The organism is Aquimarina agarivorans, assembly GCF_000218485.1.
Lineage (GTDB): Bacteria > Bacteroidota > Bacteroidia > Flavobacteriales > Flavobacteriaceae > Aquimarina > Aquimarina agarivorans.
Genome location: NZ_AFPB01000148.1, coordinates 1 through 11,647 on the forward strand (window position 1 = coordinate 1; position 11,647 = coordinate 11,647).

Here is an 11,647-nt window from a genome sequence, read left to right on the forward strand (position 1 = left end):
CCTAACTTACCACCCGAAAGTTTTTCAACAAGTTGGTCGTTTTTTTTAATCCAACGTTCATAGGATAGTTGTCTTAATGTGCTACGGTTAATTGGTTTTACTATTTCTTCCCATTGTTTTTTTAAGTTGGGGTCATAAATAGTTATCAAAGTATTTTTACCAGCCTTTCGGTTTAGTAAGGGGTAATAATTCATGTCTTTATCAATAGTAACTCTATCAATTGCTTTGATAATATGACCTGCTTTGGATTTGCTTTTATTGTTTTTTAGTGGACTTTTATCCATGATTTCAATAATTTTTAAACCATCACCACTGTAGGATGGATCAAAAAACAACCCTAAGGAGGCAGTTTTATCAGCATTGGATGCCGAGGGACTGTATCTTGCTCCAGTATGGGAGGCGTTTAATTCGCCTAGCATTTCACTCATTAAATTAGCGAAATCAAAATTGTTATTAATGTCTTTAAGCTTAATAAAATAAGCTTTTTTATAAAATTCCCAGTCTACACCTTGCATGTCTTTACGGTAAAATTTCTTTTTTGTTTGACGCCAAATGTGTTCCGCTAAATAGGCACGTTCGGACATTTCATCAAGTAACATTTCACCATTAATTGAAATTTTTTCTGCTTTTCCCTTTTTAAGATCAACCTTGCTTAGTTTGCCATCAGATAAAACGTATAAATGGGTGCCTTTTGCTCCCATTTCAATTTGACCAGGTCTTTTAGCTTTTAATGAAGAAAGAATTTTTGTTTCTTTTGTACGCAAGTTAGTTTGCCATAGATTATAGCCTTTTTCAAATTTAGCCAAGTAATACAGCATTTTGCCATCTTTTGAAATTATTGCAGCTCCCAAATCCGAGGAATGTGTTGTCAATCGAGTAATTCTATCCTCACGTCCATTAAGTTCAAATTTGATGGGGTCGACTTCTTTTTTTAGGTTCCTTAGTTTTCTTTTTATCCTTTGGTTCGTCCTGATTTTCTTTGGTCTCAGAATCTTTTTGATCCTCCTCCATTAATTCCGCTTCAAGTTTGCTCAAATTAAAATCATCCCACGCAGCTTTCGTTAATAGCATGCCATAAACATCCAATTCAGCACCCCAACTTGCATGATTTTTCATACCGTTACGTTGCGAAAGCCATGTAATCATTTTTCCATCCATCATCCATTGTGGGGCAAAAGCTCCGTATCCTGTTGGTAGTAAATTAATAACGGGCTCTTTGCCAGAAGCATTAACAAGTCCCGCTTGATCAATCCATTGTCCATCTCGTAAATAATTGACCAAAAACCAGTTGCTGTCTGGTGACCATTCATAAAACTGATCACCGTCGGAATAGGAATAATTATTGTTCCCAGGCATGATTTCTCGCACCGCTTTACTCTTTAAATTTATTACTTTAAGATTAGTGCGTTCTTCAAGAAAAGAAATTTCTTTACCATTTGGGGAGTAACTTGGTTGAAATGTTTCGGAATCTGTTTTCAAAATAGTTTTTTCTTTTAATACGGTAGCATTAAAAAAATATTTTTCCTCTTTTCGGCTCAACGAAGTTTCATAGAGGTTCCAACTACCATTACGTTCGCCAGTGTATAAAATTGATTTTCCATCGGGACTGAAGGATACACTTCGTTCTTGTTCTGGGGTATTTGTAATTCGTTTGGTGATTCCATCTTTTACCGAGCTTACAAAAACTTCTCCACGTTTTATAAACGCAATTTCTTTTTCGTTAGGCGAAATGGCAAATTCGCTAAGTTTATTATGAACAGGAATTGTTTTTACTGGTAAATTCCGAAGATCAGATTGTATGCTAATTTTTACGAGCTGAGGTGCAGAACCTTCAGTTTGTACAAATATTTCTCCATGGTAATTGTAACATAATTTATCCTCATCAGATATACTCAAATAACGTACTGGGTGTTTAGTAAAATTTGAAATTTGTTGCGCTTTTCCGCCTGAAAGACTGGCTTTGTACACATTAAAGCTGCCTGAAGTTTCATTTAAAAAAAAATAGGATTTTTCATCTTTAGCAAAAACTGGATTTCTATCTTTTTCAGAAAAGGAACTTAATTTAGTGTACGTTTCTGAGGAAATATCATATTTCCAAATATCACGCGTTACCGATGATTTGTGGTGTTTACGTCTGGTATTTTCATACCCTTTTGAATCTTCAAAAATAAGCGTTTTGTTGTTGGAGCTTATTTTTGTATTGATAGCAGGAGTAGTCAACACTTGTTTAACTCTACCTCCATTAGTAGATACTTTGTATAACTCAGGTAATACACTTGATGGGAATTGTTGATTAGTATGCGAATCCAAACGTGCGGATGTAAATAAAACAAATTTACCATCGGCAGTAAAGTCGCTTGGGCTATCATTGGAAGAGTGAAAAGTAAGTCGGTTGGATGCGCCTCCGTGGGATGGCATTATAAAAACATCAAAATTACCGTATCAGTTTGAGGCAAAAGCAATTTGAGAACCGTCACTTGACCATACAGGAGTATGATCGTAAGCATCACTTATAGTAAGTATTGTTGCTTTTCCGCCAGCAGAAGGTACGGTGTAAATATCGCCATGGTAACTAAAAGCAATGGTTGTACCATCAGGAGATATTGCTGGCAAATGCAGCCATTGGGTATTTTCCTGAGCTATTAAAAACTGATAGAATGTGATAAAGGTAAAAAATAAATAGATGGATTTTTTCATAAAAAAGGGGGTAATTTTAAATAATCATGTTGCTAATAACTAAACCAGCATGGTACTGGTATCAATTATTGTGGGTCATAAAAATAATAATAATCAACTAAATCTACTACATTAGGCCTAATAATTACCTATTGTGTAAAGGGTGTGTTTATTAAAATTAAGTTAATTTTTTTGTAAATTTTAAAGTGAAAAAACATAGTGTCATTTTTTTTAATAAAATGGATGATTTCATATGTATTTGTGTGTATCATCGAAAAGCATTCAATTTAGAATATTAATGTTGTTAAAATACGATGTGAGGGAGTAATGGAAATAATGATGTTTTCAACTACCAGAATAATTAGCTTTACAATGAGAAATGTTATAATTTTTGCCATTTAGGAGAATAATATGTCGCCCTGCCGCCTACAATTATTTTTTTCATAGTTCCACTTGTATAAAAGCAGCTAGCGCCAATTTCTCTACGGCGTTTTACCATAAATTGTTCTGGAAAATCAGCATAATGTGCCTCTAATTCAATAGCAGTTTCAAGGACATATTGTAGCTTTAGGTAGATGTTTTTCAAATCCTCATTGCTTAATTCAGTAACTTTTTTTTCTGGATGAATTTGTGCCTGGTAAAGCACGTCGTCGGCAATCCAATTCCCAACTCCAGCGGCAACACTTTGATCCATTAATACTTTTTTTATGGCAGTTTTTCGTTTGCTTACTGCTGTAATAAATTCTTGCAAAGTAAGGTCTCTAGCGTCTTTACTTAATTTATGGTCTTTTTGATAGGATGTTATAGAATCCACCAAATCCCACCGTCCAAATTTTCTTTTATTTTCAAAAGCAAAGTGAAATCCATTTTCAAAAGTGAGTACAATGTGTCCAAATTTGGGACGAACTTCGGCTTCTTTGTAATAGTTTGGCTTACCAGTCATTCCAAAATGCATGAGTAAGGTTTTGAAACCAGATGTTTTTATAAATAAATACTTTCCAATACGTTGTGTGCCAATAAATGTTTCTCCTAGCAAATTTGATTCAAAAGCAACTAAAGGTTGTTTTAATAGTCGGGTATCCCTACAGTCAAATCCAATAATTTTTTGGTGCAAACATGTATTTTCAATGTATTGTTGGTATCCGTGTACTTCAGGCAATTCAGGCATAGTAGTTATTTTGATTTTTGTTGATTATTTTTTTTACTGCAAAAATGGAAACATCTGCTTCTTTTCCTTTTAGAGAAATACTGCCTATAGAGGTAGTTGTAAAGTTCTTATTTAGTCGTAAATGCCGTAGTAAAAGTTCAGATACTAATAATGATTCCTGAAAAATATTACATTGATCTTGAATTCTGGCAGTGGTATTAATAACATCACCATGATAAGCAATTTCTTTTTTAACCGTACCAACTTCCGTAGCAATCAGTTTGCCTCCGTGTAGTCCTGCTTTAAATTTTGGAAGTAAACCATATGTTGCTATGTAGTGTTTTTTTCGTTTTTGTAAGCGTTTTTCAAAAGCAAAAAATATATTGACGCAATTTTTATTTTTAATCCCATTTTTAAATGGCCATTGAAGCACAGCTTCGTCTCCAACGTACTGATAAACATTAGCATTGTAGCGGATAAGCAACCGATTGAGATCATAAAAACAATCTTGAATTAGTTTACTGTAAGTAAAGTGGCCCAATTGTTCGGCAATACTAGTGGAGGATTCTAAATCAAGAAACATAAATATCTGTTGTTCTTCGCGCGGTTTTCTGTACGTGCCTAACAACAATTTGATAAATGTACCGTTACCAAAATTTTCATTAGCAATTTTAATGAAGGAAAAAATTAAGGAAGCCAGTACAAAATAAGCTACAATAACCCAGAAAATTCGACTAGTCAGCCACCAATTTCCTTCATGAATATAATTAAGGTCCAATTGCGTTTTCATTAAACTAAAAACATAGCCTGTTGACCAGATAAGTACGATTAAGTAAATTGTAGATTTTTGCAAAATAACTAGCCATAAGGCCAGCTGTTTGGATAAAAAGCGGTCGAAAATAAATTCGACTATGGTGTAAAAAAAACCAATAATACTACCAAATACGATTCCAATTTTTAACCACTCTTGAATAGCAATAGCTCCATTGTCAATACCCTCTTCATCACCCAAAGCATAGTAACGAATTACAATAAACAGGCATAGCGCCAAAGACCAAAACAAAACGGCATTGAGTAAAAGTTTTAAAAATTGTTTTAATGATCGATTCAATTTGTAATTTGTTTCGTTAAGTAACTAAAAGGTACGATTACTTTATGTAATTATGATTATACGGCCTTATTACAGCTAATTAAAATGAGCGTTAAGCTCAAATTAATAATTATTGTTTGTAAAATTGTGTATCTCAATTATTACAAAGTTTTTTTATACTTTGTTTTTTAATAATTGATTTTGAACCTCTAAAAGGTCAGCTACCCGATCCAATAATTCAATATTTTTTGGTGTTTTAACGCTCACATCCTTTGGATTTTCGGCCTTGTTTTTTAGGGAGTTCATAAATTTGATTACCAGAAAAACAGTAAAACCGATGATGAAAAAATCAATACTTACTTCAATTAATTTTCCATAACCTATGGCTACTTCACTAATTTTTGGATTTACTTCCGTGGAGGATGCAGCTCTAATAACCCATTTTTGCTTGGCAAAATCTAAACCATCGGTAAGTAGTGATAGAGGCGGTAAAAAAACTTCTTTAACTAAAACATCAACTACTTTGTTGAACGCAGCTCCAATGATTACCCCTATGGCAATTTCAATCATATTCCCTTTAATGGCAAAATCTTTAAATTCTTCAAATAGCTTAAATATCATTTTTTTGTTTTTATATTGTCTTTAAAAAGAAAAAACTAATGTAGGGTTATAAAATGAAAAAGTAGTGTTCAAAAAACACCTAGGTTTGTCCGGATCAGATTAAAAGAAGCATCTTGTAATTATAAATTTATAGGCAAAAAGGTATTTGTAAAATCTAATTAAAAATAGGAGTAGACTACACTAAAAAAAATCGACCGCTTAATACAGTGGTCGATTTTTGGCATTTCAAACTAGTACTGTTTTTGGTATTAAATTCCCTATTTGAAATGGTTCTTAAAATGAGGAATGGTATAACCTTAAAGTATTTCCTCAGCGGTTTTACTATTATCTTTGTACACACGATCTATAAGCAATCGCCTTGGATCAATGGCTAATTTTGCTGGAATGGTATCAATTTCAAATGAAAAGTCCATTTTTGGCTGATTGATTTTTACGCGCTTTTCAAAAATAAGATTTTTTTCATCCATATCACTAAATGCGCCCAAGTCAACCCAATCATTAATTTTTACTTCTTTTTCAATACCAATAGTATCCGCAATAAGTTTTTTGGATTCAACGGTCATGACTATTTTGTATTTGCCATTCGGTTGTTTTTTATAAGAAGCTTTTTTAATCCGATTGTCATAAAGTGTGATTTTTTTAATCCAGTCCGTCACTAAATAGTTTAAAGAATCGGGCACTTGAGGATTAAGATGCCTAAGAAAATCTAATGATGTAGGATAAGGGGGCTTTTTGTATCGATATTCTTCTAAAAAATTACGCATAGCAGTATTCACTTTATCTTCGCCAATATAATCTTGAAGCGCATATAAAAGCACACTTCCTTTTCCATAATGGATGTATTGTTGGTTTTCAACTTTGTAAAGCGGTTGTTCCTTGTTTAATTCTTGTCCACGTCCAATTAAATAGCGATCGTGATTGTATTTTACAAATTCTCGCATTTTTACAGCAGTTTTGGAAATGCTTTTCATGGTCATTAACGAGGCATATTCTGAAAAAGCTTCGCTAAGCATAGTGCCCCCTTGCATGTTGGCACCAACAACCTGGTGTGCCCACCATTGATGTGCCATTTCATGAGCAACAACAGCATCCACAACATTATTGTCATTTTCATCTTCTAAATTAATTATAAAACCTATAGATTCAGAATAAGGCATGGTACCAGGGAAGGCTTGAGCAAAACTACGGTATCGAGGAAACTCAATAATACGACATTGTTTATGCATATAGGGGCCAAAATTTTCGGTGTAATAATTTAATGAACGTGCTACGGCATCAAGCATCATATCAGTATTTATTTCGTGCTTTTCATCGTAATATACTTCAAGGTCAACACCTTTCCATTTCCTGGTTTTGATCTTGTATTTTGCAGAAACAAAATTTACAAAATTTAAGGATGGTTGCTCTAAGTTATAATGAAAATATGTTCGGTCATTTTCATTCCATTTTTTTGTAAGTGATCCAGGAGCAATTGCAATTTGATCGCTGGCAGTAGAAATTGTGGTTTCTATTTTTATAAAATCAGATCTGCCGTTGGAAATATAATTACTCATACATTTATCAGTACAATTTGAAGTCAATGCAGGCATACGATCTTTTGGGGGTAAATCGTATTTTTTTCGTAGATTTTTGTCACTCAATTCTGCTGATGCTGCATAGCCAAGACCAGGAAATATACTTCCGTTATTTAAAAAAGTTCCGTTGTTGATCACACCACTATTGTCAACATTATTTTTGAAACCTTTGGCAGTATAATTAGTATTCACTTCTATTTCAATTTCTTCATCAGGAAGCAACGCCTTATTTAGCTTGTAAATTCGATATCCCATAATACTATCATTTAGTTCAAGCACTGCATTTGGGATATTAATTACTGTTTTAAAATTAGAATTTGTGTTAAAGTGAATGGCATCAATAGCGGTGTTTGTCTCGTTAGCTAAAGTAGCTATTGCCTTCGCATCAAAACTTCTCCGATAAGGAAACAAATCAACAAAATAGTGTATTTTTTGTATTTTAGGAAGGTTGATATGCTCGTATTTCTTATACTTTTTTTCATATTCAACAGTCAGTTTTTCTTGCTGATCAGCGGTTAAATATTTATTTACAATTTGTGTGTTGTAATAGATGTATCCCAATACAACTATCCAAGTAGCGAATATTCCGAGTAAAATGTAGGTAAAGCTAGGAGTTAGTTGTTTTTTTGCATTTTTAATTCTGTTTTTAAAGGATTCGGCTTTATCACGATTCCAAAATAAACCAGCAATTAACACACAAATGATACTGAATAAAAGCCAATACCCCTTAAACCATAGTAATGATTTAAGAGCAGGTCCAAATGCATTCATATCAGATATTACTATAGTTGGGGCACCATCAATACGTAGCATATTAGATTCAATGTCCATGATAAACATGGCAATATCCCAAACAAATAAAAGAAGTATGGATACAAAATAACCAATATATTTATTTTTAAGTAGTACTTGAATTAAGACAAGCACACCGCTCCAAATAAAATAAGTAGCAAAATCAGTATATAAAAATTCAAGTAAGTATAGGTCTAATTCAACACGATCAAAACCTTTAAAAAGCTGATACAGTACACCACATTAAATATAAAATAAGCGTAAGGCCGTTGCTACAGCTACTAGCGATAATGTTTTGGCTATTAGTGAAATTACGGAAAGGTGCGGCGAAGCATCAATGACCTCATTGATTTTGAAATCCCTGTCACGCCAAATTAATTCGCCCGAAAAAAATACAAGAATTATTAAAATAAAAAAGGCAGGATCCTGATTAATGGTGTCGATTATTTTATAAGTCAAGGGGTAGGTTTGTAGTCCATAATATTCATAGCCAGTCAAAAGACTAGTAATTAATATTATGGCTCCAAATAGAAATAGAATTTTAAACGTAATGTTTTTTGTAATGCTCAAAAAATTAATAAAAAAGAAACTTTTAAAATGTTTCCATTGAGTGGGTGTTCCATATTGTAAATGCAATTTTGGAAGCAAAAAATGAGGAGTAGTTACGGGTGCCTTGGTTTTTTTCTCTTTAATTTTTTTATCCTTTTTAATAAAAGAAAAACTAAAATAAGATAGTAATAAAATGAGCATCCCGAAAGCTATCCAAATAGCTCTATTAAATAGTAACAAACCAATAAAAGAGGGATTGACGATGTTTTTTTCGATAACAGTATAATATTTTGTTTGAATATTATAGGTGCGCAGACCAAAGGTGTCGATTAAAGCACTTACCGTTTCATTTTCAATATCCGAAGCCAAACTAATTGAAACAATGTAGCCTAAAAGAATAATCAAAGAGCCTACAAATGAAATTATTGTGTTTTGCCATTTGCTTGCTAATCCAAAAATTATGGTACCAGCAATAAACATATTGGGTAAAATGAATGTAAAGTAATTACTAACAAAGGACATTAGTTGAAAAGAACCAAACCTATATCAGCAGACACCCAATCAAAAATAGGAGCTAATTTGGCTCCTATAAATATACCAATAAATACACCCAAAAGTGGAATGGTACTTAGTAGCAGTGCTCCAGTAAAGCGACAAAAAAAATACCCAAATTTACTTAAAGGGGTACTAAATAAAATTTGGTCAAAATTGTTTGAGTAATCCCGCAAGGCGGCATTATTAAAAAAAGCAGTGGCTATAAATAGACCAAAAATGCTTAAAATTATAGTAAACGTAGTTATTATATAAGGTGCATTTTTTAACACATTACCTGCCGAACCTCCGATAGTTACGTTTTCACTTACTGTTGCAGCAAAAGTTAACAATGTAACAATTAGTAAAAAAATGTATATCATAGGCTGTTTTAAAGCCGCTTTTAATTCTTTAAAAAAGAAAATTGAAAACATAAAATTGAAGCTTAAAAGTTAGACTAAAACATTTTTGATATTTATTTTAGAAAAGAATACATCTTCCAAATTAGGTGCAATGGGTTCAAAACCTTCATTTGGGTGTACATCACTATAAATATGAATTAAAGGTTGTCCGCCTACCATTTTATTGGATATTACCGCATAATTGTCGGCATAGTTTTGCAAAGCCTCCCGAGGTACCATTTTTTGATAAATTTTACCATTTAAATCATCAATAGCATTTTGAGGTGTTCCCTGATAAACAATATTTCCCAAATTCATAATTGCCATTTTAGTACATAACTCTCTCACATCATCAACAATATGTGTTGACAGAATTACAATGACTTCTTGTCCAACTTCAGCAAGTAAATTGTAAAAACGATTTCTTTCACCAGGATCCAATCCTGCAGTGGGTTCATCAACAATAATTAGCTTAGGATTTCCAATTAATGCTTGTGCAATGCCAACGCGTTGTTTCATCCCTCCAGAAAATCCTTTAACACTTTTATTTCGCTTTTCGTACAAGTTTACTTTGTCTAATAAGTAATTAACTAATTCTTTACGTTCTTTGGTGTTGGTAACGCCTTTTAAAATTGCTAAATGGTCTAGTAACTGTTCCGCGGTAATTCTGGGATACACCCCAAATTCCTGAGGCAAGTATCCCAAAACTTTTCGTAATTCATTGGGTTGCTTAAAAATATCAATATCATTCAAAGTTGCGGTTCCACTGTCAGCTTCTTGCAATGTAGCTAACGTTCGCATCAATGATGATTTTCCTGCACCGTTAGGTCCTAATAGGCCAAACATTCCATTGGTAATTTCTATAGAGATGTTGTCTAGCGCTTTAACTCCATTTGGATAAGTTTTGGTAAGATTGTTAATGGTAAGTTTATGCATGTGTGTAATACTTAAGTTATGTCCTGTCTAATATAAACAAATACTTAAGTATTTTAACTTAAATTGTTGACAATCAAAAAGATTTTTTCATACGATCAGCGTCCAGTTTGATCATGATAAAAACAAGCATTGTAAATCCCCATAAACCCGAGCCACCATAACTAAAAAAGGGCAGCGGAATCCCTACTGTGGGAACCACACCAATGACCATTCCTACATTCACAAAAAAGTGAATAAATAAAATACTAGCTACTGAATAGCAGTATACTCGGCTAAATTGGCTTCTTTGCCTTTCAGCAATATATAACGCTCTTATGATCAAAATACTAAATAATAGAATTACCAAAACACTACCTACAAATCCCCATTCTTCTCCCACGGTACTAAAAATGTAATCGGTATGTTGTTCAGGTACAAATCCGCCCTTGGTTTGCGTACCTTGGGTCCAGCCTGTTCCGAACCAACCGCCACTTCCAATGGCAATTTCACTTTGATTAGTATTGTATCCGATACCTTTGGCATCAACTTTTTTTCCTAGAACAATATTAAAGCGATCCCGATGGTGTTGTTTGAAAACATTATTAAAAACATAGTTCACTGAAAAGCTAAATAAAGCGATGCCTGCTAAGTAAATTAATAATTTTGAGACTAGGTTTTTTTTGTTCTTGGTAAAAAAATATACAAGAATACCTACAAATAATGAAGTTAATACCAACGCAGTAGCACCAAATAACAAGGTAAGTACAAAAACGGTAACCGCTAAAAACCCTAAAAAAAGATAAATACCCGTAATGCCTTCACGGTACATGGTGAATACAAAAGCGGCATAAACCAGTGCACTCCCAGCATCAGGTTGGCCAATGATCAACAAAGCAGGGAGTATCAGTATTAAAAATGCCTTAATTTGGTGGTTAAAGCGTTTAATGTTGGTTTGTAAATCACTAATATATTTGGCTAAGGCCAAGGCTGTAGCAGTTTTTGCAAATTCCGAAGGTTGAATGCTGATACCTCCAAAGACGTACCATGAGGTGGCTCCTGAAATTGTTTTTCCAAATACAAATAACCCTAACAAACTGATTAATGAAACGATGTAAATAATGCTTGAAAACCGTTCAAAAAATTTACTTTCGGTAGCTAGGATGATTATAATAAAAAAAATACTTAGGCCAATCCAAAGTGCTTGTTTTCCGTAAGGTTGATTCAGATCGAAATAAGACGTGGCATCCTCACTTAATGATGCCGAATAAATATTTACCCAGCCAAAAATAACCAACAAAAAATAAACCAGTATAGATACCCAGTCGATGTTTCCTAAATTTGAATTGGACAT

The 11,647-nt window shown here is 33.2% G+C and carries 9 protein-coding genes and 2 pseudogenes; all 11 read right to left on the minus strand.

The window, feature by feature from the left end; translation table 11 throughout:
* Positions 1-872: pseudogene (locus GMC_RS20690) on the minus strand (S41 family peptidase); the annotation flags it as partial.
* A gap of 31 nt (positions 873-903) precedes the next feature.
* A pseudogene (locus tag GMC_RS20695) lies at positions 904-2,427 on the minus strand (S41 family peptidase); the annotation flags it as partial.
* 15 nt (positions 2,428-2,442) lie between these two features.
* Positions 2,443-2,697: a PD40 domain-containing protein gene (locus GMC_RS20700; RefSeq protein ID WP_010522013.1), complete on the minus strand. Its 255-nt coding sequence runs from the start codon at positions 2,695-2,697 to the stop codon at positions 2,443-2,445.
* A gap of 361 nt (positions 2,698-3,058) precedes the next feature.
* Positions 3,059-3,844 (minus strand): DNA-formamidopyrimidine glycosylase family protein, encoded by a 786-nt coding sequence (locus GMC_RS0110060; RefSeq protein WP_010522014.1) that lies wholly within the window; start codon positions 3,842-3,844, stop codon positions 3,059-3,061.
* Complete coding sequence (locus GMC_RS0110065; RefSeq protein WP_010522015.1) at positions 3,837-4,934, minus strand: adenylate/guanylate cyclase domain-containing protein; 1,098 nt, start codon at positions 4,932-4,934, stop codon at positions 3,837-3,839. The genes GMC_RS0110060 and GMC_RS0110065 overlap by 8 nt, the downstream gene beginning before the upstream one ends.
* Positions 4,935-5,087: 153 nt before the next feature.
* Complete coding sequence (gene mscL / locus GMC_RS0110070; protein WP_010522016.1) at positions 5,088-5,534, minus strand: large conductance mechanosensitive channel protein MscL; 447 nt, start codon at positions 5,532-5,534, stop codon at positions 5,088-5,090.
* A 296-nt stretch (positions 5,535-5,830) separates the two neighbouring features.
* Positions 5,831-8,035 carry a M1 family metallopeptidase gene (locus GMC_RS22235; RefSeq protein WP_238527967.1) on the minus strand — a complete coding sequence of 735 codons (2,205 nt, stop codon included), beginning with the start codon at positions 8,033-8,035 and terminating at the stop codon, positions 5,831-5,833.
* Between the two features lie 108 nt (positions 8,036-8,143).
* On the minus strand, positions 8,144-8,971 hold the full coding sequence (locus GMC_RS22240; RefSeq protein ID WP_238527968.1) for a hypothetical protein: 828 nt from the start codon (positions 8,969-8,971) through the stop codon (positions 8,144-8,146).
* A complete protein-coding gene (locus GMC_RS22245; RefSeq protein ID WP_238527969.1) occupies positions 8,971-9,414 on the minus strand; it encodes an ABC transporter permease in 444 nt (147 codons plus the stop codon). Before GMC_RS22245 ends, GMC_RS22240 begins: the two co-directional genes overlap by 1 nt.
* A gap of 18 nt (positions 9,415-9,432) precedes the next feature.
* Entirely contained in the window at positions 9,433-10,317 is an 885-nt protein-coding gene (locus GMC_RS0110080) for an ABC transporter ATP-binding protein (RefSeq protein WP_010522017.1), read from the minus strand.
* Positions 10,318-10,390: 73 nt separating this feature from the next.
* Positions 10,391-11,647, minus strand: coding sequence for a rod shape-determining protein RodA (gene rodA / locus GMC_RS0110085; protein WP_010522018.1), 1,257 nt, complete (start codon positions 11,645-11,647; stop codon positions 10,391-10,393).

What these genes read in the sequence shown, in the direction of transcription:
- GMC_RS20700 (WP_010522013.1), bottom strand. Translation starts at nt 2,697, where the DNA reads ATGAAAAAATCCATCTATTTATTTTTTACCTTTATCACATTCTATCAG.
- GMC_RS0110060 (WP_010522014.1), bottom strand. Translation starts at nt 3,844, where the DNA reads ATGCCTGAATTGCCTGAAGTACACGGATACCAACAATACATTGAAAAT.
- mscL (WP_010522016.1), bottom strand. Translation starts at nt 5,534, where the DNA reads ATGATATTTAAGCTATTTGAAGAATTTAAAGATTTTGCCATTAAAGGG.
- GMC_RS22240 (WP_238527968.1), bottom strand. Translation starts at nt 8,971, where the DNA reads ATGTCCTTTGTTAGTAATTACTTTACATTCATTTTACCCAATATGTTT.
- GMC_RS22245 (WP_238527969.1), bottom strand. Translation starts at nt 9,414, where the DNA reads ATGTTTTCAATTTTCTTTTTTAAAGAATTAAAAGCGGCTTTAAAACAG.
- GMC_RS0110080 (WP_010522017.1), bottom strand. Translation starts at nt 10,317, where the DNA reads ATGCATAAACTTACCATTAACAATCTTACCAAAACTTATCCAAATGGA.
- rodA (WP_010522018.1), bottom strand. Translation starts at nt 11,647, where the DNA reads ATGTCCAATTCAAATTTAGGAAACATCGACTGGGTATCTATACTGGTT.